This window comes from Kribbella sp. NPDC004875 (assembly GCF_042873375.1).
Classification (GTDB): domain Bacteria; phylum Actinomycetota; class Actinomycetes; order Propionibacteriales; family Kribbellaceae; genus Kribbella.
Genome location: NZ_JBIALI010000003.1, coordinates 25,293 through 51,059, shown reverse-complemented (window position 1 = coordinate 51,059; position 25,767 = coordinate 25,293). Strand labels below are relative to the sequence as shown.

The following is a 25,767-nucleotide window of genomic DNA, read 5'->3' as shown; positions in this document are numbered from 1 at the left end:
ACGGGACACAGCGAGGGAGGTCATGATGCCTGCGGGAGCCAACCGGAAGCGGGAACGGCAGTACGAGCACATCAAGGCCGGCCTGGAGGACCGCGGCCGGAGCGAGGACGTCGCCGAGGAGATCGCGGCGCGGACCGTGAACAAGGAGCGGGCCAGGTCCGGCGAGGCGAAGCAGAAGAGCCGGACGTCGACCGACGACATCTCGTCCAGCCGGCGGGGTGGGTTGCGGTCGCACAGCGGCTCCGGGGGCCGGACCAAGGAGCAGCTCTACAACGAGGCCAAGGACAAGAACGTCAAGGGCCGCTCGAAGATGACGAAGGCCCAACTCGCGAAGGCCGTCGGTCGGTAGCTCGCGGCGGCGTCACCGAGAATCATCCGTCGGCCGAGGCCGACGGCTCCCCGATTCCGGACGGACCTCGCAGGACTCGTGAGATGCTGGCCGCGCCGCGGCATCCCGGCCGGCAAAGAGCCGGCGAACGGTTGGCGAAGGGTTGGCGGGGGCGAAGCGAGGCGGAGGGGAGCATGGGCGAGCGGCGGGTGACGTCTGCCGACGTCGCGAAGGCGACCGGAGTTTCGCGGTCGTCGGTGTCGCTGGTGCTCAACGGGCGCGGTGACGGGATGGTCGACGCCGAGAAGCAGGCGCGGATCCGGGCGGTCGCCCGCGAGCTCGGCTACGTGCCGAACGCCTCGGCCGTGAACCTGCGCCGGCAACGGACCGCGACCATCGGTCTCGTCACCGACGCGATCGCGAGCGCACCGTTCGCCGGCCCGCTGCTGTCGGCCGCCAGCGACGTGGCGCTCGAGGCCGGCTACATGATCCTCACCATCGACACCTGGCAGCACCCCGATTACGTCGACGGCGCGATGACGACACTGCGCGCCCGCGACGTCGACGGGCTGATCTACGCAGAGGCCGGCTTGCGCCAACTGGACGCGCTCGACGCGCCGCCCGGCGTACCACTGGTGCTCGCGAACGCCTTCGTCGCGGACGACTCGCTGCCGGCGTTCATTCCCGATGACGAGGCTGGCGGCCGGGCCGCGGCCGAGCTCGCGATCAGCGCCGGTCACCGGCGGATCGCCTTCATCACCGGCGGCCCGGAGTCGCCGGCCACCGTACGACGCGTCCGTGGCTTCACCGCGGCGATGAACGCGGCCGGCCTGCCGGTGGACGGCGCTGTGGTGCAGGCCCGGTACAGCGTCGGCACGAACCACGCCGCCGCTCTCGAACTGCTCCGCCGCCCGGATCGCCCGACCGCGATCCTGGCGGCCAACGACCGCGGCGCGATCGGCGTCATGCTGGCCGCCGCGTCACTGGGGTTGTCGGTGCCGGTCGATCTCTCGGTGATCGGGTACGACGACGAGCAGATCCTCGCCGCCGACGTACCACCGGGGATCACCACGATCGCCCTGCCGCACCGCGAGATGGGGCGACGCGCGACCGCCGACCTGCTGGCCCGCCTGGCCGGTGAGCCCCGCCCACCCGGCGGCACCGAGAAGCTCCCGTGCCGACCCGTCGTCCGCGGCACAGTCGCCCAACCCCCACCCACCTGAGCCCCCCGCGGCAAGTTCGCGCCGCCTTCACCCAACTGCGCCGTCCGCGGTCGACGGGCATTGACAGCTGCGAGTTGACACCTGTTAGGTGTACTGGACCTAACACCTGTTAGGTCGCCGCGGAGCGAGAGTTGGTGCGGGAACGGATGACGGATTGGGCAGCACTCACCAGGTCTCCCGGTGAACGCCGGAGCCGGTCGATCAACGCCGAGAACCCGACCGGCGCACCGGGCCGGGCAGCGACCACCGCATCCGCCCTCGGCCCGTCCCGCAAAGGCCGCCCGGCGATCGGTCTCGACCCGGGGGAGGCCACGACGCTCGCCGACATCAACGGCCCCGGGACCATCCGGCACCTCTGGATGACCGTGCCGGACAAGACCGCGGCCGGCCCGTGGGTACTGCGTGATCTCGTCCTGCGAATGTGGTGGGACGACGACGAGTACCCAGCCGTCGAGGTACCGCTCGGAGACTTCTTCTGCAACGGCTTCGGCCAACGCGCACTCGTCACCTCCGAACCCATCGTGGTCGCACCGACCGGCGGGCTGAACTGCTACTTCCCGATGCCGTTCCGCCGGCACGCGCGGATCGAGCTGACGAACGAACACCCCGGACCGGTCGGCGGAATCTACTACCAGATCGACTACACGGTCGGCGACGAACTGCCGACAGACACCGCGTTGTTCCACGCGATCTGGCGCCGCAGCAACGCCGGCACCGCCCTGGGGGAGGACCACGTCATCCTCGACGGAGTGACCGGCAGCGGCACGTACGTCGGCACGTACATCGGGCTGACCGCGCTCGAGCGTTTCTGGTGGGGCGAGGGCGAGGTCAAGTTCTACATCGACGCTGACGACAAGTACCCGACGCAGTGCAGCACGGGTCTCGAGGACTACGCGGGTGGAGCCTGGGCGTTCCAGGACGCGCTGCGTGCCGACCCACCACCGGTGCCGTTGACCTTCAGTGCGCCGTACTGCGGCTATCCGTTCTACTCGGCGCAGGACACCACCGGGCACTCGCCGTTCGTCGCGGACACGCTGCAGTCGCACGGGATGTACCGCTGGCACCTGCCGGATCCCGTGATCTTCCACGAGCGGCTGAAGGTGACGCTGCAACAGATCGGTGCCTGGGATCACGGGCACTTCGAACGCAGCGACGACATCTCCAGCGTCGCCTACTGGTACCAGATACCGGGTGGCGGCAACGAACCCGTCCCACTGCCGGCCCGCGAGTACCGCCGCCCCCGTTAGAGAGGCCTCCTGTGACCGACTACCTCGAGCCCAACCGTGGCCAGTTCCACTTCAGTCCGCGGCGCGGCTGGATGAACGACCCGAACGGCCTGCTGTACTACCGCGGTACCTACCACCTCTTCTTCCAGCATGCTCCGGACAGTCTCGTGTGGGACACGATGCACTGGGGACACGCGACCAGTCCCGACCTCGTGCATTGGGAGCAGCAGCCGATCGCTCTCGACCCGAAGGTCCATCCGGGCGATCTGTGGTCCGGCGGCGGCGTGGTCGACGTCCACAACACGTCCGGGCTCAAGGACGGCGAGCACGATCCGATCCTGGTCTTCAGCGGGACGCAGGGCGTGCGGATGTTCTGCAGTCTCGACGGCGGCCGTACGTTCACGGCGTACGACGAGGGCCGGGTGCTCGCCCAGCCGAGTGGACGGGAGAGCCGGGATCCGAAGGTCGTGTGGCATGAGCCCAGCGACGCGTGGGTGATGACCGTCTGGTCGGACAACGACGGCAACGGTGTGGACTTCTTCGTCTCCAAGGATCTGCGTCAGTGGGAGCGGACCGGGCGGTACGTCGCCGCGTGGTTCTTCGAATGCCCCGACGTCACGCTGATGCGGCTGGACGACACCGAGTACTGGGTACTGCGGGACGCGCGCGGGTCGTATGTCGTCGGCGACTTCGACGGTCGCGAGTTCCGCACGGATTGGACCGAACCTCGCACGATCACGGTGAATCCCGGCGGCGCGGGTAGTGACTACTACGCGGCCCAGTCGTTCGACAACCTGCCCGACAGGCGGGTCGTGACGCTGGCGTGGCAGGGGCAGAATCGCGGCTCGGTGTGGACCGGGAACGCGAGCTTCCCGATCGAGCAGCGGCTCGTCGCAACCGCGGACGGTCCGCGGATCCGCAGTACGCCGGTCGACGAGATCGAGTCGCTACGCACGGCGGCGATCGCTGTGGAACCACAGGTCCTCGCCGGCGGCAGCACGATGGTCGTCGCCGGCGCCGCGACCAGTTACGAGCTGGAGGCAACGTTCGACCTGGCGGGGACGCCGGCCGGCACGTTCGCGTTCCGCCTGCGGACGGGGCCGGACGGGGGCGCGGTCCGCGAGGTCCGGTACGACGTGACGGCCGCGCAACTGGACGGCGTACCACTGGAACCGGCCGCTGACGGGACGCTCACCGTCCGCCTGCTCGTGGATCGCGGCCAACTGGCGGTCTTCGCGGCCGGCGGCGCGTACTACGCCTGCTACAACGTCGACTTCGACACCGCGACCGGCGACGCCGTCGAACTCACCACCACCGAGCCCCTGAACCTGCAGTCACTCACCCTCCACCACCTCGCGTCGATCTGGCCGACCGACGGGCGGTGACCCGCTGGTTCTAGCGTTAAAACTTCTCCCCCTGCTCAGCTCTTGACGGCTCCGTCCTGAGCGCCGTAGCGTCTGGCTACAGTTTTTAACGTTAATATCCGACGGAGATTGCCGATGGTTGCGGAATCGCAGCACGTCAGCCGCGGGCCTGCTCCGCACGGGCACGTGACGCTCGTGCAGGTGGCGCGGCGGGCCGGGGTGTCGGCGCAGTCGGTGTCGAACGCGCTGAACAATCCCGACCGGGTCGCGCCGGCGACCCGGCAGCGGATCCTGGACGCGGTCGCCGAGCTCGGCTACGAGCCCAATCTCTCGGCCCGCGCGCTGCGCAACCGCAGCTCGTCGCTGATCGCCTTCAAGATGCGGCCGTCCCGACCGGACAAGGCCTCGTTGCTGATGGACGACTTCCTCTACGTACTGAACGCCGCCGCGGTCGAGGCCGGCTACCACCTGATCCTCTGCCACGCCGAGGACGGGCCGGCCGGCGAGATCAAGGCGTACCGGGACCTGTTGAAGAAGACGTCGATCGACGCGTTCATCCTGGCCGAGACCCATCACAACGACGACCGGGTCGCCGCGCTCCGGTCCTGGGGTGTGCCGTTCGCGTCGTTCGGCCGGTCCTGGGACGGCGACGACAGCGTCGCGTGGGTCGACGTCGACGGGCGGGCCGGTACGCGCGCCGCGACCGACCACGTGGCGGCGCAGGGCCATCGGCGGATCGGCCACATCGGCTGGCCGGCCGAGTCCGAGCTCGGCCAGGACCGCCGGGAAGGGTGGCTCGACGCCTGCCGCGAACGCGGACTCGAAACCGATCTGCAGGCCGCCGTCGCCGACTCGCTCGAGGCCGGTTGCCAGGCCGCGCACCGGATGCTCGACGCGTCCCGGCCCGCCACGGCCCTGGTCTGCGGATCCGACACCCTCGCCCTCGGCGTGATGCGGGCCCTGCACGAACGGGGACTGCGGCCGGGGGCCGACGTCGCCATCACGGGGTACGACGACTCGCCGACCGCCGCCCTGGTGAGTCCAGGACTGACCACGTTGCGCCAGCCGATCGACGAGGTCGGCCGGCAACTCATCCAGGCCGTCGACAGCCTGATGGCGGGCGATCCCCGCGCGCCGCAGCACGTCCTGCTGGAGCCCGAACTCGTCGTCCGCGGATCCAGCCTCCGCGGACCGCGCACCCGCGAACCGTAGTACCGACTTTCCCGACGCGCGCCCGAGCCTGCGGTTCCGGCGCCCGTCCACTGTGCCAACCGCCTGAAGGGACACCAGATGAGAGCCGGACCCAGACTGCTCGCGGCGATCGCCGCCGGGGCACTCGTGACGACCGCGGTGATCACCGCCGCGGCAGCCCCGGCGGCAACTCCGCCGGCCGACCCGTTCGTGGTCAACACCGAGTACCTCCCGAGCGGCCGCGCGGTCGCCGGTGCCATGGACCTGACGACGTACGGCGACCTCGACTGGGTGCACGTCACCGGATCGGGCGTCGAACGGAAGGCCGCGGCGCCGTCGATCACCGTCGACGACCTGAACCCGGCCGGTGGGCGGACCGAGCTGGGCGACAGCCCGCTGTCGTTCGGCTGGTCGGACGGAACCTCCACTCCGTCCGCATCGGGCGTCACCACGGGCGGTGTCTTCAACTACGACACCACGACCGTGGGCGATGCGACGGCCCACGACGCCGGCTACCGGATCACGGTCGCGCCGTCGGACTCGCCACGACGCCTGGTGTTCGTGGGTGGGATCTGGCAGGCCACCGGCTCACTCACCGTCGCAGCAGCCGACGGCAGCGGTACGGCGTACTCCACGAAGCTCACCGCGAGCGGTACAGCGGCGGTCAAGCGCTACACCGTCACCATCCGCCCGGGGGAGGGCGTCGTGGTCACGGCCAAGTTCGCGTCGAAACTCCAGGCGGCCGGCAACCTCTCGTTGGCTGCCGCCGCACTGTCGCGGATCACGAACGATGCGAACCTGAGCGCGACCGCTCCGCCCGTCTCGATGAACCTCACCGCCGACGGACCGGTCGACTGGCTGCACCTCGACGGTACGACGGTCAACCGGCGCGCGGGTGTGCCGGACGGGACGCCCCGCCTCGCGGTCGCGAACCGGCAGGCGGGCGGCACGATCGGCTCCCAGAACGACAACCCGGTGAGCTATTCGTGGACGAACGGCACCCCGTCCGCGTCGCAGCCGGGCACGCGCCACGGCGGCATCTTCTTCGCCGACGGAGCGAACCAGAACGCCGATCTGACTGATCCGTACGGCTACGACCTGACCGTCCCGGCCGCGGCCGATGGCCAGACGGTGCGGTTCGTCTCCGGAGCCTGGCGCGCGACCGCGAGGGTCTCGGTCTACGTCAACGGCGCGACCACGCCGACATTCGTGAGCACGGATCTGGTCAGCACCGACGCCTCGGTGACCAGGCTCTACGAGCTGACACTCGGCGCCGGCGACTCCGCCCGGATCAGCGCCCAGCTGCTCCGCAAGACGAATGCTTCCGGCAACGTTACGCTCGCTGGTGTGACACAGTCCGGTACGTCGGCCGACGGGTACCGCCGGCTCATCCAGGATCTACTGCCCCAGGCGGGCGCGGCCGATGTGGGCGGCGCGATCGAGTCCGCGCAGAAGCAGCTGGACAGCGAGATCGCGGCCGCCGAGGCGACGCTCGCCGATGCGGCGGCGCAGCGTGACGAGCTCGGGCTGGCGTACCGGTTGCTGAAGGCCGCGTACGACGAAGCGGTGTCCTCCGCGGCGCATGCGGAGTACAGCAATGTGACGAATCCGGGGCTGACCTCGTCCTTCGGGTGGGAGGGTGATCTGAACGCGCCGATCGCCTTCATCGACGGGAGCTACCGGCTGCGCAGCCGAGGCGATGTGATGGTCAACTTCGGCGTACCGAACATTCCGGGGAAGATCAAGTGGTCGAATGCCGAGGGGTATCTGCCGGCGTTCGTCAGTGAGTACGCCAAGGACGGGCTGGCGATCGAGGTCGAGAACTTCGCCGACCTGGTCGTTGTCAGCGGCAACCGATTCGAGGTCGCCTACTCGCGGATGACCGTCACGAACACCACCTCCGCGACGGCTCGGCTGCCGAAGGTGTCGACCCTGCTGACCCCACTGACCAACGGCACCGTGACGACCGTCGAACCGGGCCGGACCGTGGTGCGCGACTACGCGGTCGCCGCGGACCGGTTCGACGGCACGTACGACTGGCCGACCGCGGTGCAGTTGCAGCAGCTCGGCGGTTTCGACAAGCACTACGCCCACATGCGGCAGTACTGGAACACGCGGCTCTCGGCGATCGCGAACATCACCGACCTGCCCGACAAGCGGCTGATCAACGCGTACAAGGCCGGCTACATCTACACGCTGATCATCCGCGACGACATCAACGGCGAGAAGCAGTTGCACGTCGGCGAGAACGGGTACGACGAGATGTTCGACCACGACACGATCGGCATCGTGTCGACGCTGCTCACGATCGGCGACTTCACCTACGCGAAGGACTACCTGTCCACGCTGCCGGCCCAGTTGCAGTACGACGACGCGAAGTGGAAGTACAGCTGGCCGTACGCCCTGTACCTGCAACGCACCGGCGACAAGGACTTCCTGCGCAGCCGGTTCGAGACGATCAAGAAGAACACCCACACCATCGAGACCGACCGGATCGACGGCGGCACCGGGATCATGAAGCAGACCGACGCGATCGACTCGCACGGCTACTGGACGATCGACAACTGGTCCGCCCTCACTGGTCTGACCACCTACCGGTACATCGCCAACGCCCTCGGCGAGACCGCGGAGGCCGCTTGGGCCAAGGCGGAGTACGACGATCTGCTGCGCGTCGCGACCGACAGGATCAACCAGACGATGCGGCAGTACGGGCTGGACTACATCCCGATCTCGATGGTCGAGCCGAACGAGACCGGTCCGCGGAAGGACCCACGGGACGCGAACTGGGCCTCGATGTTCCTGTTCGGACGGTGGGCGTGGGACGGGTACCTGTTCGGCGCCGAGCAGACCGGGACGATGATCGACAAGATCGACGACACCTACACGCACGGCTTCGACCGGCGCAAGGACATCTCGGACACCATCTACAACTTCGGTGGCTATCCGCACGGGTACTTCTCGAGTGCGTACAACGCCGGGTACGGGAGCGCCGCGCTGCGTGGTGAGCAGTACCGCGACCTGGGGATCAAGGCGTACCAGTTCATGATCGACAAGTCGCAGAGTGGACCGTTCGGCTGGTGGGAGGGCGTCGACTACCCGAACGCGACCTCGCCGTGGGACATCGACCACGCGGCGGGTGGCGGGGGCTCGAACCAGCACATGTGGGGCCAGTCGACCGCGACCAAGGTGCTGTTCGACTCGCTGATCGCGGAACGGTCCGACGGCACGGTGATCCTCGGCCGCGGCATCCCGAACGAGTGGATCCGTACCCATCAGAAGGTCGCCCTCGACCGGTACCCCGTCGCCGCCGGTGGTCGTGTCGGCTACACGTTGACGACCACGGGTAAGAGCGTGCAGATCGAACTGACCGGCGCGGTCGGTGACGTCGCGGGCTTCAGCATCGAGTTGCCCGCGCTCCGGGACAACATCGCGAATGTCTCGGTCAAGGGCGCAGGCGTGAACCAGTCCGCCGGCACGGTCCGCCTTCCGCACGGCACCAAGCGGGTGACGCTCACCTTGCGCCACACGATGTAGCCAGGTCCGCACCCGGCGGCGGGCAAGCCCCGCCGCCGGCCGCGGTCAGGCCTCCGGAACCGGCTCAGCGCTTTCGACCGTCGCCTTGAAGCGGTACAGGTCGGCGACGACCATCCGGTGCAGGATGCCGGTCTTCTCGGCGAAGTTCTCCACCAGCCCGTGGGCGTCGAGCCGCAGCTCGATGGTGATCGTGGTGTCGCCGCTGGGCAGCGGCTCGAAGGCGACCGATCCGCCGAGCATCGGCCCCGGGTCGCAGGTCCACGCGATCCGTTGCCCAGGCCGCTGCTCGACCAGCGTCGCGTCGAACTCCCGGACGAAACCCCCCACCGAGGTCACCCAGTGCGAGTGCACCCCGTCGAACTCCTGGACGTCGTCCACGCTGTCCATGTACTGCGGGAACGAGGTGATGTCGTTCCAGCGCCCGTACGCCAGATCGATCGGCACCTGTACGTCGACCGATTCGGTGATGCGCTCCATCGTCGTAACCTCCAGCTCGCGTCGTCACGGGTAGTGCGGATCAGGTGACGTCTCGTGCACTGGGTAGCCTGGCGGCTTGGCATCCAAACGTATGGGTTGCCGACTGAACTGCGTGGGTACGGGGAACGGATGCTGATTGCGGAGCGGTACCGGTTGGGCGCGTCCCTCGGACGTGGCGGGATGGGGGAGGTCTTCCGCGCCACGGACGAGGCACTCGGTCGTGAGGTCGCGGTGAAACTGATGCTGCGGTCGAACGACGACGCGTCGGCCGCGGGGCGGTTCCAGCGCGAGGCGCGGGCGGCCGCGCGGCTGAGCGATCCGCACATCGTGGCGGTTTACGACTTCGGGCAGTACGACGACAACTTCTATCTCGTGATGGAGCTCGTCGAGGGGCGTTCGGTCGCCGGCGAGCTGGCCGCGGACGGTCCGCTGTCGTGGGAGCGTGCGGTCACGATCGTCGAGCAGGCGGCCGCCGGGCTGCAGGCGGCGCACGCGCAGGACGTCGTCCACCGCGACATCAAGCCCAGCAACCTGCTGGTCGCGGCAGACGGCACCATCAAGGTCGCGGACTTCGGGATCGCGCACCTGCCCGGCTCGGAGACGAACGAGCTGACGGCCACCGGCCAGATCATGGGCAGTCCGCACTACCTGTCACCGGAGCGAGCCCGGGGTCTGAAGGCCGGCCCGGAGTCGGATGTCTACGCGCTCGGGTGCGTTCTGTACCAACTGGTCACCGGACGGCCGCCGTTCATGGGCGACCACCCGACCGCGGTGCTCTATCAGCATGTCGACACCGCCCCCGTCCCGCCGAGCGAGCTGCGCCCGGAGTTGGCGGGCCCGTTCGAGGGCGTGCTGATGCGGATGCTCGCCAAAGATCCGGCAGAACGGCCGACGGCCGCTCAGCTCACCGCACTACCGGTTGCCGCCGAGTGGTTCCCGACTGCCGCGCTTCCGAGCTCGCCGCCGAAGACTCCATCCATCGGTACGCCCGCCGTCGTGCCGCCTGCCGCGCCGCTGCCTGAGAGCGCCCCGAATTCTCGAAAGCCGTTGATGGTCGCGGCCATCGCAGTGCTCGTTCTGGCCGGTGCGATCACGGCAGGCGTCGTACTGCACAACACCGGGGACAACCTGCCGCCGACCGTCGACGTCGGCCCCACACCCAGCTCCAGTGCCGGTACGCCGTCCACGCCGCCGACCACCGCACCGACCAGGAGCGGCGAGGTCAGCGAGGCGGCCCGACGTACGTCGACCACGCCGTCCAGCACGCCGACGACGCCGAGCTCGACCCCGAGTTCTCCCACGCCGAGCACGCCGACGACCACGTCCGAGACTCCGTCGAGTACGCCATCCAGTTCGTCGACACCGACTCCGACACCGACTCCGACGAAGACCTCCTCGTCGTCCACGCCTTCGTCCACGCCGACATCTTCCAGCCCGAAGCCGTCATCGACCCCGAAGGCGTCCGACACGCCACCCCCGCCGGACACACCGACCCCGTAAGCGTCGCCCCAGATCGTTCCGAGCGCGCGGCCCGCTGTCGGTCACGACGTACACGACGTGGCAGAAGACCATGCCGTAGCTGGCCATGTCTGCGGTCGCGAGGCCGCGGAGCAGCGTCCAGGGCAGCACAAGCACCACGAGACGATTGCTCCGCCCAAGGATTTCTACGTGAGAGAGTCCACCACCCCTGACGGTTGATCCCATCTACCAACTGCAACACAACCTCAACAATCCGTCCGCGTGCCGGCCTGCGGGTGACCGGTTGAGGTGGGGCGGTTCGGGTAGGTCTGGGGGTATGGCTGGATTCTCGGGTGGGCGCTGGCTTCGCACGGCGATCGTGGGGCTGGGGGTGCTGTTGCTGGTGGGGTTTGGGGTGCAGCCGGCGGGGGCTGTGCCTTTGGGGGAGCGGGATGTGGTTGTGCAGTTGTTCGAGTGGAACTGGAAGTCGGTGGGGCGGGAGTGTGGGCAGGTGTTGGGGCCCAAGGGGTACGGCGCGGTGCAGGTGTCGCCGCCGCAGGAGCATGTGGTGGTTGCGGGGTATCCGTGGTGGCAGGACTACCAACCGGTCAGCTACAAGCTGGACCAGACCCGCCGCGGCACCCGGGCCGACTTCGTCGCGATGGTGAACAGCTGTCACGCGGCCGGCGTGAAGGTGTACGCCGACGCGGTGATCAACCACATGACCGGAGGATCCGGCACTGGCAGCGCCGGGTCGTCGTACAGCCACTACGACTACCAGGGCACCTACCAGGTCCAGGACTTCCACCACTGCGGCCGCAACGGGAACGACGACATCGTCAACTACAACGACCGGTACGAGGTGCAGAACTGTGAGCTCGTCGATCTCGCGGACCTGGCGACCGAGACCGACTACGTGCGCGGGCGGATCGCGGCGTACCTGAACGATCTGCTGTCGGTCGGTGTCGACGGGTTCCGGCTGGACGCCTCCAAGCACATGCCGGCCGCGGACATCGCCGCGATCAAGGCCCGCCTCTCGCGTCCGGTGTACCTGTACCAGGAGGTCATCTACGGCGCCGGCGAGCCGATCACCCCGGACGAGTACGTCGGCAACGGCGACGTGCTCGAATTCCGGTACGGGAAGGATCTCGCGAAGATCTTCAACACCGAACGGCTCGCGTACCTGAAGACGTTCGCGGAGCCGCTGCCCTCCGACGACGCGGTCGTCTTCACCGACAACCACGACACGCAGCGCGGCAGCGGCGTCCTGACGTTCCGGGACAACGGGCGGTACGCGATGGCCAACGCCTTCATGCTGGCCTGGACGTACGGGACGCCGAAGGTGATGTCGAGCTACGAGTTCGGCTCGAACGACCAGGGCCCGCCCTCCGACGCCGGCGGACGCACCTCGGACACCACCTGCTTCACCAACGGCTGGCGCTGCGAGCACGAGTGGCGGGTGATCGCGAACATGGTTGCCTTTCACAACAACGTCCGCGGTACGGCGGTGACGAACTGGTGGGACAACGGCAACGACGCGATCGCGTTCGGCCGCGGCGACAAGGGCTACCTGATCCTGAACGACGAGAGTTCGGCACTCACGGGCCGGAGCTTCCGGACCTCGCTCCCGGCCGGCGTGTACTGCGACGTCTTCCACGGCGACTTCTCGCAGGGCAAGTGCACCGGCCCGACGTACACGGTCGACGCGTCCGGCTGGTTCCGCGCCGACGTGGCCGCCACCGACGGACTCGCACTGCACGCCGCGGCGCGGGTCACCGGCTGATCTCCACCTCTCGCTCGAGGGATCTGTCCTGCCGCATCCGCCTACCGGTTGGGCCTTGCTGGTAGACGCTGCAGGAGGCGGCCGCGGACGGCGACCGCCGGGCTGCGGCTGCCGGTATCCGCTCTGGTGGCGAGGTAGATCGTGTTCAACGGCGGCACCTCCGGGTCGGCGAGCAGCACCACCTCACCGGCCGCAAGCTCCTTCGCACACAGGTACGTCGGCAACACGCTCGCGCCCGCCCCGGCGCGAACAGCCGTCAGCACTCCACGCAGATCCGGTACGACGAGGTCCGCCGTGCGCGTGAGACGGGTGTTGAGGACTGTCCGCCAGTACCGGCGGATGATCGGCGCCTCCTCGGCGTACGCGACGAGTGGGATCTCCCGCAGCGATGCGTGGCGTGCGGACGTGGCCTGGGCGAAGGCCTTGCGCACTTCGCCCGGGCACGTCGTGCTACTGGTCGTCCGTCGTGCGGCGGAACGTGCCGGCCGCTCGCCAGAGGGCCACGCCGAGCATCACGAGAGCGAAGCCGGCCAGCGGGAGCCAGAAGGCCGCTGCCGCGCCGGTCGATGCGAGTTCACCTGCGCTGTACACCTTTTACCACCTCCTCTCACGTCCAGTCGCCGCGTGCAGATAGGCCGTCGCCTGCACGCCCTGCAGGAACATGTCGTAGATCATCTCCACGAACAGCGTCGCCGCGACCGCCATCGCGAGCTTGCCGCGACGGCGAACGGTGACGACGCGTTCCAGCATGAAAAGCACCGTGACCCCGAGCCAGAACCCGTGGAACTGCAGGCCGTTCACGACACCCCAGACGAGTGACACCAGATAAGCCAGGGTGATCAGGACGCCGACCGCACCGAGCGCCTGCCGGCCCCAGTACGAGCGCGTCGTCCGCGACCAGCCGTAGTCGAGCAGGTTCTCCAGCGCGCCGCGCTTCCAGCGCAGCCGCTGGTTCGCGAGGGTTCGCCAGCTCTGCATCGTCTCGGTGGTCAGCGTGCAGCCGGCCGGTGACCGCAGCCGGTAACCGAGCCGTAGCAGCGCGAACGACAACTCGTTGTCCTCGGTCAGTACCCGGGTGTCATACACCCGCGGTTCACCTGGCAGCCGCCCGTCCTGCCGTGCCCTGATCACTTCCCGCAGTACGCCGACCCGCAGCAAGGTCGCCGTACCGGTCAGGACCAGGACCTTGCCGCGCTGCCGGCGAATGTCGAGTTCGTAGCGCGCGTACTCATTGGCCTGGAACCATTCCACCAATCGTCCCCATGGAGTTTCGGAATCGATCCGTCCACGAAATACACCGCCGACGCCGCCGACATTCCCGGCGTACGCCCTCAGGCCGGCGGTGATGAATCCCGGGTCGAGGTACGAGTCGGCGTCCTGGACCAGGACGACGTCGTCGTCGCGCAGACTCGGCAGCAACAGGTCGAGGACCTGGTTCAGTGCGCCGGCCTTCTTGTCGCGGTTGCCGACCGTCTCGTACACCTCGACGTGCTGTGCCCGCGCCACCTCGACGGTGCGGTCCGTGCAGTTGTCCGCGATGACGATGATGTGGTCAGGACGCCTTGTCTGCTTGCGTAACGCGGCCAGCGCGGAGGGTAGCGACCCCTCTTCGTTGTGTGCCGGTACCAGCGCCACGACCGTGGCCGCAGGCGTCGGTTCGCCTGTCATGCGGTTCCTCCCCGTGGACGCGAACCCCCCGGTAACGCGCCAGACAACCCAAGGTCGTGGTCGGCCACAACCCCTTCACCAAAAGAGCACTGTAAGAATGCGGTAAATCTCGGAATCAGTGCGCACAGCGTATTCAGGGCGTCGCACTCCGAAACAATGTGCAGATCGGGTGCGGCGGCAATGCATCCCCTTCATCGCAGAACCCCGCCACAGCGTTACAACACTCGTTTGTTTCCAGCCGGCCGGCCCGGAAAAAGATCTGGGCCGGCCTGTCGTTCAGTACCGCGGGCCGGCGAGGAGTGCCGGCCGCGGGGTCCTCACGAGGTGGTGATGTGGATCGACTGGATGGTGCCGGTGAAGAGCCAGCGGTTGGTCAGGGCGCCCGGGGGAGTGACGTAGGCGCGGTTGCCGCCGATGGTGAGGTTCGGCCGGCCGGACGGGTTGAGGGTGTGCACGGGCGTCATGTCGTCGACGTCGCGGAAGAAGTGCTGCCCGGTGGCCTGCCCGACTACCTGGCCGTCGAGGATCAGGCTGCTGATTCCGTTGCTGCTGGCAAAGACCAGTTCGTGGTCGTTGCCGTCGGCAGCGTTCACCGAGCTCTGGATCCGGATCGGGTACGTCGACGACGCGGTCCGGAATTCGACGTACGGTGCCCCGGAGTTCAGCGACACCACGAGATCGCGCACCTGACTGACCGGGTCGGCGCTGGACAGCAACGTGGCCGCCGCCGAGCTCGCCGTCGTACGGAACCGGATCGCCACCGCGCCGCCGGTCAGATCCTTCAGGCCGGTGAACTGGTCCGACACGTCCCGCAACCCCGACCCGTCGTACGTGCGCGGTGTCGTGTCCTCCCACACCGTCGCCCCACCGCGTACGACGATCTGCGTCGGGTTCGGCGTGGTGGACTGTCCCCGGCTGGTGCGGTACACCGCGCGGACCGGGTACGCGTTGGTCGTCGTACCACTGGGGACGGTCAGCGGAACCGAAACGCTCGCGCTCGCACCCGCGCGGAGTCGAGGTACCTGAACGGTCCCGGCGCTCCACCCGGCCGGGAGATCGGTCAGCGTCACCGCACCGTCGAGATCGCCGGCCATCTGACTCGTCACTCGCACCGTGACGTTCATCGTCCCGCCGGCCTGCGCGTCAGCAGGCGCGCTCACCGAGAGCGGCGCGCACACCCCGTCCAGCCAGTCGCGATCGAACTTCGAGAACGTGATCCGCGTGTAGTCCTTGCTCTCCCACAGCAGCCCGAAACTCCCGTCCGGCAGTCGGGTCACCGTCGAGTACGCCGCGAAGCCCGGCTCCACCACCTTGCGGATCGGCCAGGTCTTCCCGTTGTCACAGGACTGCTTGACCACCAGGTTGCTGCGCGACGACGTGCTCTCGTTGTTGCTGAACAGCAGCCAGTCGGCCTGCTGCGTCCCGGGCGCCGCGTTCTCGTTGTACCGCAGGATCGAACCGTTGTCGGCCGGGTCGATCAGGTTCGGGTCCGCGTGCAGACCCTGCCAGCTCTCGCCGCCATCGGACGAGTACGCGACCAGACGGTTCGGTTTCGCGCGGCTGTTCAGCATCAGCCGGCCGTCCGAGAGTTCGACCGACTTGTTCTCGTCGGTGCCTGGTCCGACCAGTGCACCCATGTGCCAGGTGTCACCGTCGTCGTCGCTGTACGCGCTGGCCGCCCAGTTCTGTCCCTGGTAGCGAACCGAGTACTGCTGCACCAGCCGGCCGGCGTACGGTCCGCGCTTGATCTGGATTCCGGCGCCGCTGGCCGCGAACATGCCGCCCCACGCGGGATCCTTGATCTGCGGCGTGATCCGGCGGTGCTGCCAGGTCAGGCCGTCGTCGTCGGAGTACGAGTAGTCGGCCTGCAGGACGTTCGGATCGTTCGGGTCGTTGCCGGTCGTGCCGCCGATGTAGCCCTGGTTCTCGCCGGCGGCGTAGAAGAGGAAGATCCGGCCGGTCCGACGGTCGACCACGAAGCTCGGGTCGCCGTACCGGTGCGGTGCCGGGTCCTGGCGGACGATCTGCTGGTCCTGCCAGGTCACGCCGTTGTCGGTACTGCGGCGCACGACCATGTGGATGTTCGACGGCAGGTCGCCGAGCGTCGGGCGGGCGTCGTACGCCGCGAGCACCGTGCCGCGGGTTGACACCGCGAGCGCGGGGATCCGGTAGTACGGCGACCCGACGCCGGCCGCGGCCAGATCCTGGGACACCAGGGTGGATGCCGGGTCCGCGGCGGCGGCCGGGGTCTGTCCGGTGGTCACGGCGCCCAGGCTAAGCGCGACCGCGGAGAGCGCGGCCAAGCTGCGGGTCAAAGGGTGGGAGATGGTCATCTGCAGGCCTCCAAGGCGGGGAATGTCTGACCTCAGATGTCTGATGTTGTCCAGGAGAAAGGTCCGGGTCAAGATCTGACCCGGACCTTTGTGGGTGTCAGGAAGTCTGCAGGCGGGCGATCGCCCGCCGGACCGGCGCGTAGTGCTCGGCGATCGCGGTCCGCAACGCGACCACGTCCTCGGCGACGATCGCGTCGACGATCGCCTGGTGCCGTTGGGCGGTGATGATCAGGTCCTGCGGGTCGGCCTGCAGGGTCGGCGCCACGATCGCCTGGACCTCCCAGAAGGCGCCGGTCAACTGCAGGATCAGGTCATTGCCGAGCGGTTCCATCAGCTTCAGGTGGAACGCACGGTCGGTCTCGAGGAAGTCCTCGCCCTGCATCGCCCGGTCGTGCATCTCCTGCGCGAGTTCGGCGAGCGACTCCCGGTGCTCCTCGTCGAGGGTGGCGATGATGTCGCCCGCCATGCCCTGTTCGAGGGTTTGGCGGACGTCGACGACCTGGCCGAGGACCAGGTGATCCTGCTCACTGCTGAGCAGGCCGCGGAACGTGAGGCTCTCGACGAGCGCGGCCAGCGACAGACCGCCGACGTACGTGCCGTGGCCGTGCCGGACCTCGACGATGTCGAGGGTTGCCAGTGTCTTGACCGCCTCGCGCACGCTGGACCGGCTGGCCCCGATCGCGGTGCACAACTCGGCCTCCGTCGGGAGTGGATCGCCGGGCCGCAGCCGGTTGCTCAGGATGTAGTCCTTGATCCCCGCGATGACCGTTTGGCGCCGGTCGGCGGGACGGTCGGCACCGCGCAGCGGGCCGGCGTCGATTGTCGCCATGGTCTTGACCCTCCAGTGATCGATCTGCCAACCTCAGCATATCGGAATCAGACATCAGACATCAGATCTCGTGTCGAAAAGTCCCCTGGAGGCACACGTGAGTACGACACCGACCAAGCTGAGGGGCCGGGTCAGCGCCCTGGCCGCGGCCGTTGCCCTCGCCGTCGGACTGGCCGCCTGCAGCGGCGGCCCGGCCTCGACCAACGCGGTCGGCCAGGGCTCGAGCAAGTCCATCGAGGCGACGCTGGCTTTCACGCTGTCGGGCGGCTTCGACCCGGCGAACGCGTCCAGCGCGGTCGCCACGGCCGCCAACTCGCACCTCTTCGAAGGGCTCGTCGACCTCGATCTGACCACCGGCGAGCCGTACCTCGCGCTGGCCAAGTCCGACCCGGTCGCGAGCGCGGACGGCAGGTCGTACACCGTCACCCTGCGCGACGGCGCCAAGTTCTCCGACGGTACGCCGGTCACCGCCGCGGACGTCGCGTGGTCGTTCGAGCGGGTGCTCAAGCCCGCCGACCCGGCGTCGCCGCCGTTGATGGCGGGCTTCATCCCGTTCATCGCGTCGGTCACGGCGAAGGACACGAGTACGGTGTCGTTCCAGCTGAAGTACCCGTTCCCGCTGTTCAAGCAGCGAATCTCGGTGATCAAGATCGTGCCGAAGGCGAAGACCGCCGACGCCGCCGCCGCGAAGGCGTTCGACACCGCGCCGATCGGCTCCGGTCCGTTCAAGCTGGACAGCGCGTCGAAGGAATCCGGTCTGCGGCTGTCGAAGAACCCGAACTACAACGGTCCGCGGCCGGCGCAGGTCGACTCGATGACCTGGAACACCACGACCGAGGCCTCGGCCCGGATCGCCGACCTGCAAGGCGGTCGCGTCCAGGCGATCGAGCAGGTGCCGTACCTGAACGTCGACTCGCTCAAGGGCAAGTACACGGTGGAGGAGAAGCAGGCCTTCAACCAGGTGTTCCTGATGTTCAACACGTCCGCGAAGCCGTTCACCGACCGCCGCGTCCGGCAGGCGCTGTACTACGCGATCGACACCGACTCGGTGATCAAGACCGCGCTGAACGGTTTCGGTACGGCGGCCACGAGCTACCTCGACGAGGGCAACAAGGACTACCAGAAGGCGTCGACCGTCTACACCTACGACCCGGCCAAGGCGAAGGCCCTGCTGGCCGAGGCGGGCGTGAGCAACCTGTCGTTCCAGCTCGACACCACCGACAACGCGATCGTCAAGGACGTCGCACCGCTGCTCGTCGAGGCGTGGAAGAAGATCGGCGTGAACGCCACGCTGAACACGCAGCCCTCGGCCGCGATCTACGGTGACGTCGTACCCAAGACCACCTTCCGGGTGCTGGCCGCGTCGGGTGATCCGAGTGTCTTCGGCAACGACCCCGACCTGCTGCTGCGCTGGTTCTACTACGGCCAGACCTGGCCGGGCGCGCGGTACCGCTGGGACGCTGCCGACCGGGCCAAGATGGCCGGGCTGCTGGACAAGGCCGCGCAGACCTCGGACGAGGCGCAGCGCAAGGAGTTGTGGAAGCAGGCGCTGGACTTCGCCGCCACCGAGGTCCCGCTGTACCCGATCCTGCACACCAAGGTCGTCACTGCGTACGACCCGAACAAGCTGACCGGGTTCAAGGCAGCGCCGACCACCGGCCTGTACTTCCTCGGCGTCGGCCGTAAGGGCTGAGAGTTCCCGATGCTGACCGTCCTGAGCATGATCGCGCGGCGACTGCTGACGCTGGTGCCGCTGTTGCTGGGCATCACGCTGTTCGTCTTCGGGATCATGCAGTTCTCGCCGATCGATCCGGCGTTGTCGGTGCTGGGGGACCAGGCGACGCCGGCGCAGATCGCGGCGTTCAAGGCCGCGAACGGCCTCGACGACCCGTTCCCGCTGCGCTACCTGCACTTCCTCGGTGACCTGCTGCACGGGAACCTGGGCATGACCTTCCCACCTTCGGTGCCGGTGGCAACGAAGATCTCGACCGCGCTGCCGTTGACCGTCCAGCTCACGCTGCTCGGTGTGGCCGGTGCGCTGGTGATCGCGCTCGGCCTCGGCATCACCGCCGCCGTCTACCGGGACCGGTGGCCGGACCAGGTGATGCGGTTCGTGTCGATGGCCGGGATCGCGATGCCGTCGTTCTGGCTGGCGCTGCTGCTGATCCAGGAACTGGCGGTACGGCGAGGGCTCTTCCCGACCGGTGGTTACGTCAACCCGGCCGACTCGCCGACGCAGTGGCTCCGGTCGATGACGCTGCCCGCGCTGGCGCTCGCCATCCCCGTCGGGTGTTCGCTGGCGCGGATCGTCCGTACGTCGATGGTGGAGGAACTGGACAAGGACTACGTCCGGACCGCCGTCGGCGCCGGCCTGCCGCCGCGGGTGGTGATCGGCCGGAACGTCCTGCGGAACGCGCTGGTCAACCCGCTCACGGTGCTGGGACTGCGGATCGGCTACCTGATCGGCGGGACGGTCATCATCGAGGCGATCTTCTCGCTGCCCGGGATGGGGACGCAGATCATGAGCGCCGTACAGCAGAACGACACCGCGCTGGCGCAGGGCACCGTGCTCACCATCGCGCTCGGTTTCGTGGTCGTGAACCTGGTCGTCGACATCGCCTACCTGTTCGCCAATCCCCGCCTGAGAGGAGGGCACTGATGCGCACGGGTCTGGCCCGGCGGCTCGCCCGTCCCGGCATCGCCTTCCGGCGACTGCGGCTCCCGTCCCTGATCGCGCTGGCCTTTGTGGCGCTCGTCGTACTCGTCGCGGTCCTCGCGCCGTTGCTGCAGCGGCACGACCCCGGTCAGACCGGCCTCGGTCCAGCGCTGACCGGACCGAACGGTGACTTCTGGTTCGGCCTCGACCGGCTCGGGCGGGACGTGTACTCACGGCTGGTCGCCGGCAGCCGGCGGTCCCTGATCGTGGGCCTCGGCGCGGCGGCGATCGCGCTGGTGGGCGGCGCCGTACTGGGTGCTGTCGCGGGGACGAGCCGGCGCGGCGTCGACGAGTTCGTGATGCGCTGCCTGGACGTGGTGATGGCGTTCCCGGCGGTCGTGCTGTCCGCGCTGCTGATCATCTCGTTCGGGAAGAACAGTCTGTTGGTGCTGGTGATCGCGATCGGTTTCGTCTTCCTTCCGTCGATCGCGCGGATCGTCCGGGCGAACGTGCTCGCGCAGTACGGCGAGGACTACATCGCCGCCGAGCAGATCATCGGCGCCCGCCGCCCGCACATCCTCTGGCGGCATGTCCTGCGGAACTGTGCGGCACCGATCCTGGTCTTCGTCACCGTGATGGTCGCGGACGCGATCGTGTTCGAGGCGTCGCTGTCGTTCATCGGTGGCGGCCTGGCACCGCAGGAGGCACAGTCCTCGTGGGGGTCCGTGATTGCCTTCGGCAAGGAGATGGTGCAGATCGGTGGCTGGTGGGCGACGTTCTTCCCCGGCCTGCTGATCCTGCTCACGGTCCTGGCTCTGAACGTGCTGTCCGAAGGGATCTCCGACGCCTGGGCCGCACCTGCTGCCCGGCGGTCGGCCATCGCCCCCGCGGGAACTCCCGTCGCGACCGCACCGGTCGGCGGCGGCGAAGTTGTCGCGCTGCCCGGCCTCGAGGAGGCCGCGGCGCGGTTGCGGGAGCGGGCGCGGCCGTTGCCGGCGGGCGATCCGGTGCTCGAGGTGGACAACCTCTCGATCGGGTTCGACGGCCGGCACAACGGCGTGGCCATCGTGTCCGGGATCTCGTTCGAGGTCCGGCCCGGCGAGGTCCTCGGGCTGGTCGGCGAGTCCGGATCGGGCAAGTCGCTGACCGCACTCGCCGTCATGGGTCTGCTCGCGCGCGGTGCCCACGTCGGTGGCGCGATCCGCTTCCAGGGCACCGATCTGCTCGGTTTGGACTCGAAGCGCCGGCGCGGTCTGATGGGCCGGGACATCGCGATGGTCTACCAGGACGCCTTGTCCGCGCTGAACCCCGCGCTGAAGATCAAGACCCAACTCGGCCAGCTGATCCGTCGCGGTGGCACCCGAACCGCCGAGGAACTGATGCGGCTCGTCGGGCTCGACCCGAGCCGCACGTTGTCGGCGTACCCGCACGAGCTGTCCGGTGGGCAGCGGCAGCGGGTCGTGATCGCGATGGCGTTGTCGCGGGACCCACGGCTGATCATCGCCGACGAGCCGACGACGGCGCTCGACGTCACGGTGCAGGCGCAGATCATGGAGCTGCTGTTGCGTCTGCGCGACGAGCTCGGGTTCGCGCTCGTCCTGGTGAGCCACGACCTCGCGCTGGTCAGCGACGTGTCGGATCGCGTGGTCGTGATGTACGGCGGCCAGATCGTCGAAGCCGGCGTGACGGCAGAGGTGATCGGGGCGCCCGGTCATCACTATGCGCGCGGACTGCTCGGGTCGGTGCTCTCGCTGGAGTCCGGCGCCGAGCGACTCACGCAGATCCGTGGCGTCGTACCCTCGCCGGCCGACTTCCCGGACGGGTGCCGCTTCGCCGACCGTTGTCCGATGGCCACGCAGGTCTGCCAGGAGATCGCACCCGTGCTGGAGGGGACGGGGGAGCACCGCCTCGCCTGTCATCACCCCGCCGGCACTGTCTCGGACAAGGAGCTCGCGCGATGACCGACGGTACGCCGATCATTCGGTTGCGGGACGTCCACGTGGTGCATCGCGCGCGGGGCGGCGGTGTGTTCTCGCGGGAGCGCGTGTACGCGTTGACCGGTGCGGATCTGGTGATCCGGGCCGGGGAGACGGTCGGTGTGGTCGGCGAGTCGGGGTGTGGCAAGTCCACGCTCGCGAAGGTTCTGGTCGGACTGCAACGGCCGACGAGCGGCGAGGTGAGTATCGACGGGCGTGACGTCTGGTCGATGAGCGCCGCCGAACGCCGCCTGCACATCGGCGCCGGCGTTGGGATGGTGTTCCAGGACCCCGCGACCTCGCTGAACCGGCGGATGCCGGTGCGCGAGATTCTGCGCGACCCGCTCGACGTCCACCGGCGCGGGACCAAGGCCGAGCGGGAGCAGCGGGTCGACGAGTTGATGGCGCTGGTCGGCCTGCCCCGGTCGGTCGCGGACGTGCTGCCGAGTCAGCTGTCCGGCGGGCAGCGGCAGCGTGTCTCGATCGCGCGGGCGCTCGCGCTCGAGCCCGGCCTGGTGATCGCCGACGAGCCGACGAGTGCGCTCGACGTCTCGGTCCGCGCGCAGATCCTGAACCTGCTGCTCGATCTGAAGGACCGGCTCGGGCTGGCGATGGTGTTCGTGTCGCACGACATCCAGACCGTGAAGCGGGTCAGCGACCGCGTGGTGACGATGTACCTCGGCCGGATCGTCGAGGAGACACCGTCGAGTCTCGTGCCAGGTCAGGCACAGCATCCGTACACGCGGGCACTGTTTTCCGCCACGCCTGGTCTGCTGTCGCCGCTCGACCCGATTCCACTGGCCGGACCAGTGCCCTCGGCGACCCGTCCGCCGAGTGGCTGCCCGTTCCGGACCCGCTGCTGGAAGGCCACCAAGGTCTGCGCCGAGGAGTTCCCGGCCGCGGCCGCCGGCACCGTGAACGGCGGTCATGCGCCGCACGTCTTTCGCTGCCACCACCCTGTTCCCGGCGGCACCAGCGATCGTCAGCTCGTCGAGCTGGCTCGTTCCGCCACCCCTTCGGCTGTTGAGGAGAACCAGTGACCGTCACACGTTTCGCCGGCGTCGTACCGCCGATCGTCACTCCGCTGACCGCGGAGCGGACGGTCGACGTCGCCTCGCTGGAGCGCCTGGTCGAGCACCTGCTGTCGGCGGGTGTCGACGGGATCTTCGCGCTCGGGAGTTCGGGCGAGACGGTGTTCCTCAGTGACGAGCAGCGGGACCGCGCGCTGGAGGTGATCGTGAAGACGGCGAGTGGCGCCGTACCTGTGCTGGCCGGGTGTATCGAACCGTCGACCCAGCGGGTGATCGACCGGGCTTCGGCCGCCGTACGGCTCGGGGTCGAGGCGGTGGTCACGACGGCGCCGTTCTACGCGATCGTCGGGCCGCACGAGATCGAGCGGCACTTCCGGGCGGTCGCGGCCGCGGTCCCGGTGCCAGTGCTGGCGTACGACATCCCAGTGTGCGTGCACACGAAGTTGTCGGTCGGGCTGCTGACTCGGTTGGCGGCGGACGGCGTACTCGCGGGGGTGAAGGATTCGAGTGGTGACGACGTCGCGTTCCGGCAGTTGTGCCTGTCGGTGCAGCAACCGGACTTTGGTCTACTGACCGGGCACGAGGTCGTGGTGGACGCGATGATGCTCGCCGGTGCGTCCGGATCTGTTCCTGGGTTGGGGAATGTCGACCCGGACGGGTATGTCCGGCTGCATCGCGCTTGTCTGGACGGCGACTGGGGCCGGGCGCGTGCGGAGCAGGACCGGTTGACCCGGTTGTTCCGGATCGTCGATGCGGCCGATCCTTCGACGTCTGCGGGTGCGACCCGCGGCGTCGGCGCGTTCAAGACCGCGCTCACCTTGCTCGGGATCATCGAGTCGAACACCGTGTCGTTGCCGTTGCGGGAACTCGATGAGGTGGAAGCCGGGCGGATTCGGGTCGAGCTCGAGCTCGCGGGGTTGTTGTAGTGACGCTCGCGGTCGCGGCCGCGGTCGACATCGGCGGGACCAAGATCGCCGCGGCACTGGTCACGCGATCGGGTGAGATCGTCGACCGGATCAGTACGCCGACGCCGGCCAGGTCCGGTGGACGCGTCGTCCTCCAGACCGCCGGTGATCTGGTGGCCGGGTTGCAGGGACCGGATACCCGGCTCGTTGCCCTCGGCATCGGAAGTGCAGGGGTCGTCGATCCGGCGTCGAAGCGGGTGCTGGCGGCGACGGATCAGTTGGCCGACTGGGTCGGCACCGACCTCGGCGCGCTGGGCGAGCGATTCGGCGTACCGGCGGTGGCGATGAACGACGTCCACGCGCATGCCGTCGGCGAGGCACTCGACACGACCAGCATGCTGTTCCTCGCGGTCGGGACCGGGATCGGCGGTGCGTACGTCGTCGACGGGTCTGTGCTGTTCGGTGCGCATGCCGTCGCCGGGCATGCCGGACACGTGCCGTCGGTGTACGCGGATCGGGAGCCGTGTACCTGTGGCGGTCGCGGGCACCTCGAGGCCGTTGCCTCCGGGCCGGCGCTCGTGGCGCAGTACCGCCGGCGGACGCAGGTGGACGTCACGGATCTTCGTGAGGTAGCTCAGCGCGGCGACCGGGTGGCAGCCGAGGTGATCGAGTTCGGCGGTACTGCGGTCGGCTCGGCGCTCGGTGGACTGGTCAACATGCTCGACCCCGAGACGGTGGTCGTCGGCGGGGGAGTCGCCGGGCTCGGAGCGGTCTGGTGGGACGCTTTACGGGCCGAGTTCCGCCGGGAGGTGTTGCCGCGACTCGCCGACGTACCGGTGTCGGCGGCGCGGCTCGGGAACGACGCGGCCTTGATCGGTGCGGCCAAAATGGCCTGGGAGAGGACTGCATGACCGACGTACTCGAAGCCATCCGCGGACGCCTCGTGGTCTCGTGCCAGGCATACCCGGGGGAGCCGATGAACACCCCCGCCACGATGCGGGCGGTGGCACTCGCCGTGGCGCGCGGAGGTGCCGCGGGCCTGCGGGTGCAGGGGCTGCAGGACATCGCCGAGATCCGTGCCGCGGTCGAGCTGCCGATCATCGGTCTGTGGAAGGACGGGGACGACGACGTCTACATCACCCCGACACTCGACCACGCGATCGCGGTCGCCGAGGCGGGCGCCGACGTCGTCGCGCTCGACGGCACCCGGCGCCCGCGTCCGGACGGCCGCACGTTGCGCGACACCGTCACGGCGATCCACGGACGCACCGGCAAGCTCGTGATGGCCGACTGCTCGACGTACGAGGAGGGCCTCGACGCGGCGGCGGCAGGCGCCGACCTGATCGGTACGACGCTGTCGGGCTACACGCCGTACACGGTCAAAGGTGACGGCCCGGATCTCGCGCTCGTGGCCGAGCTGGCCGCGGCCGTCGGCAAGCCGGTCGTCGCCGAAGGGCGCGTGCACACGCCGGACCAGGCCGCCGCGGCCATCGCCGCCGGCGCCTGGAGCGTGGTCGTCGGGACAGCGATCACCCACCCGACCACGATCACCACCTGGTTCGCGCAGGCTGTGACCACCAGGCCGACGTGATCGCCAATGACCGCGGGCGAGTCCTGAACCCGGACGGCGTACCGCTGCCCGGTTTGTACCCCCGCCTGGCAACGCGGCCGGCAGGCAGACACCTCCTGTCGAGCTGCCGGCCCAACCCCACCGGCCGCGTCCTCGCCGGATCTCCAGCACTCACTAAGCCGGTCGATCCCGGTCTCGCCACGCTCAGCCTGCGG

The 25,767-nt window shown here is 68.8% G+C and carries 21 protein-coding genes; 15 read left to right on the top strand and 6 right to left on the bottom strand.

From position 1 onward, the window contains the following. Positions 1 to 25: 25 nt before the first annotated feature. The 6 genes from ACFYRH_RS17440 to ACFYRH_RS17415 all read left to right on the top strand — a co-directional run bounded on the left by ACFYRH_RS17440 (position 26) and on the right by ACFYRH_RS17415 (position 8,866). The gene (locus ACFYRH_RS17440; RefSeq protein WP_387775449.1) at positions 26 to 349 is read left to right on the top strand and encodes a plasmid stabilization protein; all 324 of its coding nucleotides are present in this window, start codon (positions 26 to 28) and stop codon (positions 347 to 349) included. A gap of 173 nt (positions 350 to 522) precedes the next feature. After that, a complete protein-coding gene (locus ACFYRH_RS17435) occupies positions 523 to 1,551 on the top strand; it encodes a LacI family DNA-binding transcriptional regulator (protein ID WP_387775446.1) in 1,029 nt (342 codons plus the stop codon). A gap of 146 nt (positions 1,552 to 1,697) precedes the next feature. Then, positions 1,698 to 2,798 (top strand): glycoside hydrolase family 172 protein, encoded by a 1,101-nt coding sequence (locus tag ACFYRH_RS17430; protein ID WP_387775443.1) that lies wholly within the window; start codon positions 1,698 to 1,700, stop codon positions 2,796 to 2,798. 11 nt (positions 2,799 to 2,809) lie between these two features. Further along, positions 2,810 to 4,162 (top strand): glycoside hydrolase family 32 protein, encoded by a 1,353-nt coding sequence (locus ACFYRH_RS17425; protein ID WP_387775440.1) that lies wholly within the window; start codon positions 2,810 to 2,812, stop codon positions 4,160 to 4,162. Positions 4,163 to 4,276: 114 nt separating this feature from the next. Then, a complete protein-coding gene (locus ACFYRH_RS17420) occupies positions 4,277 to 5,353 on the top strand; it encodes a LacI family DNA-binding transcriptional regulator (RefSeq protein ID WP_387775437.1) in 1,077 nt (358 codons plus the stop codon). 78 nt (positions 5,354 to 5,431) lie between these two features. Then, positions 5,432 to 8,866, top strand: a complete 3,435-nt coding sequence (locus ACFYRH_RS17415) for a sugar-binding protein (RefSeq protein WP_387775434.1) — start codon at positions 5,432 to 5,434, stop codon at positions 8,864 to 8,866. Between the two features lie 45 nt (positions 8,867 to 8,911). Here ACFYRH_RS17415 and ACFYRH_RS17410 read toward each other — a convergent pair whose 3' ends face one another. Continuing rightward, positions 8,912 to 9,343, bottom strand: a complete 432-nt coding sequence (locus ACFYRH_RS17410; RefSeq protein ID WP_387775431.1) for an SRPBCC family protein — start codon at positions 9,341 to 9,343, stop codon at positions 8,912 to 8,914. 129 nt (positions 9,344 to 9,472) lie between these two features. Here ACFYRH_RS17410 and ACFYRH_RS17405 point away from each other — a divergent pair, with 129 nt between their 5' ends. Together ACFYRH_RS17405 and ACFYRH_RS17400 are read left to right on the top strand one after the other, a co-directional pair. Next, on the top strand, positions 9,473 to 10,843 hold the full coding sequence (locus ACFYRH_RS17405; protein WP_387775428.1) for a protein kinase: 1,371 nt from the start codon (positions 9,473 to 9,475) through the stop codon (positions 10,841 to 10,843). A gap of 412 nt (positions 10,844 to 11,255) precedes the next feature. Next, positions 11,256 to 12,584, top strand: coding sequence for an alpha-amylase family protein (locus ACFYRH_RS17400; RefSeq protein ID WP_387775425.1), 1,329 nt, complete (start codon positions 11,256 to 11,258; stop codon positions 12,582 to 12,584). A gap of 41 nt (positions 12,585 to 12,625) precedes the next feature. Here ACFYRH_RS17400 and ACFYRH_RS17395 read toward each other — a convergent pair whose 3' ends face one another. The 5 genes from ACFYRH_RS17395 to ACFYRH_RS17375 all read right to left on the bottom strand — a co-directional run bounded on the left by ACFYRH_RS17395 (position 12,626) and on the right by ACFYRH_RS17375 (position 17,414). Continuing rightward, positions 12,626 to 13,015, bottom strand: coding sequence for a LysR substrate-binding domain-containing protein (locus ACFYRH_RS17395; protein ID WP_387775422.1), 390 nt, complete (start codon positions 13,013 to 13,015; stop codon positions 12,626 to 12,628). 19 nt (positions 13,016 to 13,034) lie between these two features. Next, a complete protein-coding gene (locus ACFYRH_RS17390; protein WP_387775419.1) occupies positions 13,035 to 13,175 on the bottom strand; it encodes an LPXTG cell wall anchor domain-containing protein in 141 nt (46 codons plus the stop codon). A 3-nt stretch (positions 13,176 to 13,178) separates the two neighbouring features. Beyond that, positions 13,179 to 14,252, bottom strand: a complete 1,074-nt coding sequence (locus ACFYRH_RS17385; RefSeq protein WP_387775416.1) for a glycosyltransferase — start codon at positions 14,250 to 14,252, stop codon at positions 13,179 to 13,181. A gap of 317 nt (positions 14,253 to 14,569) precedes the next feature. Then, the gene (locus ACFYRH_RS17380) at positions 14,570 to 16,516 is read right to left on the bottom strand and encodes an exo-alpha-sialidase (RefSeq protein ID WP_387775413.1); all 1,947 of its coding nucleotides are present in this window, start codon (positions 16,514 to 16,516) and stop codon (positions 14,570 to 14,572) included. A gap of 166 nt (positions 16,517 to 16,682) precedes the next feature. Next, complete coding sequence (locus ACFYRH_RS17375) at positions 16,683 to 17,414, bottom strand: FadR/GntR family transcriptional regulator (protein WP_387775410.1); 732 nt, start codon at positions 17,412 to 17,414, stop codon at positions 16,683 to 16,685. A 97-nt stretch (positions 17,415 to 17,511) separates the two neighbouring features. Between ACFYRH_RS17375 and ACFYRH_RS17370 the strand changes: the two genes are divergently transcribed. Genes ACFYRH_RS17370 through ACFYRH_RS17340 form a run of 7 tightly spaced genes read left to right on the top strand, consistent with a single transcriptional unit; the run spans position 17,512 to position 25,573 of the window. Continuing rightward, positions 17,512 to 19,107: an ABC transporter substrate-binding protein gene (locus ACFYRH_RS17370; RefSeq protein WP_387775407.1), complete on the top strand. Its 1,596-nt coding sequence runs from the start codon at positions 17,512 to 17,514 to the stop codon at positions 19,105 to 19,107. Positions 19,108 to 19,116: 9 nt separating this feature from the next. Continuing rightward, on the top strand, positions 19,117 to 20,073 hold the full coding sequence (locus ACFYRH_RS17365) for an ABC transporter permease (protein WP_387775404.1): 957 nt from the start codon (positions 19,117 to 19,119) through the stop codon (positions 20,071 to 20,073). Continuing rightward, positions 20,073 to 22,031 carry a dipeptide/oligopeptide/nickel ABC transporter permease/ATP-binding protein gene (locus tag ACFYRH_RS17360; protein WP_387775401.1) on the top strand — a complete coding sequence of 653 codons (1,959 nt, stop codon included), beginning with the start codon at positions 20,073 to 20,075 and terminating at the stop codon, positions 22,029 to 22,031. Before ACFYRH_RS17365 ends, ACFYRH_RS17360 begins: the two co-directional genes overlap by 1 nt. Continuing rightward, positions 22,028 to 23,086, top strand: coding sequence for an oligopeptide/dipeptide ABC transporter ATP-binding protein (locus ACFYRH_RS17355; RefSeq protein ID WP_387775398.1), 1,059 nt, complete (start codon positions 22,028 to 22,030; stop codon positions 23,084 to 23,086). Before ACFYRH_RS17360 ends, ACFYRH_RS17355 begins: the two co-directional genes overlap by 4 nt. Further along, the gene (locus ACFYRH_RS17350) at positions 23,083 to 24,003 is read left to right on the top strand and encodes a dihydrodipicolinate synthase family protein (RefSeq protein ID WP_387775395.1); all 921 of its coding nucleotides are present in this window, start codon (positions 23,083 to 23,085) and stop codon (positions 24,001 to 24,003) included. Before ACFYRH_RS17355 ends, ACFYRH_RS17350 begins: the two co-directional genes overlap by 4 nt. After that, positions 24,003 to 24,893, top strand: coding sequence for an ROK family protein (locus tag ACFYRH_RS17345; protein ID WP_387775392.1), 891 nt, complete (start codon positions 24,003 to 24,005; stop codon positions 24,891 to 24,893). Before ACFYRH_RS17350 ends, ACFYRH_RS17345 begins: the two co-directional genes overlap by 1 nt. Continuing rightward, on the top strand, positions 24,890 to 25,573 hold the full coding sequence (locus ACFYRH_RS17340) for an N-acetylmannosamine-6-phosphate 2-epimerase (RefSeq protein ID WP_387775389.1): 684 nt from the start codon (positions 24,890 to 24,892) through the stop codon (positions 25,571 to 25,573). Before ACFYRH_RS17345 ends, ACFYRH_RS17340 begins: the two co-directional genes overlap by 4 nt. Positions 25,574 to 25,767 lie beyond the last annotated feature (194 nt).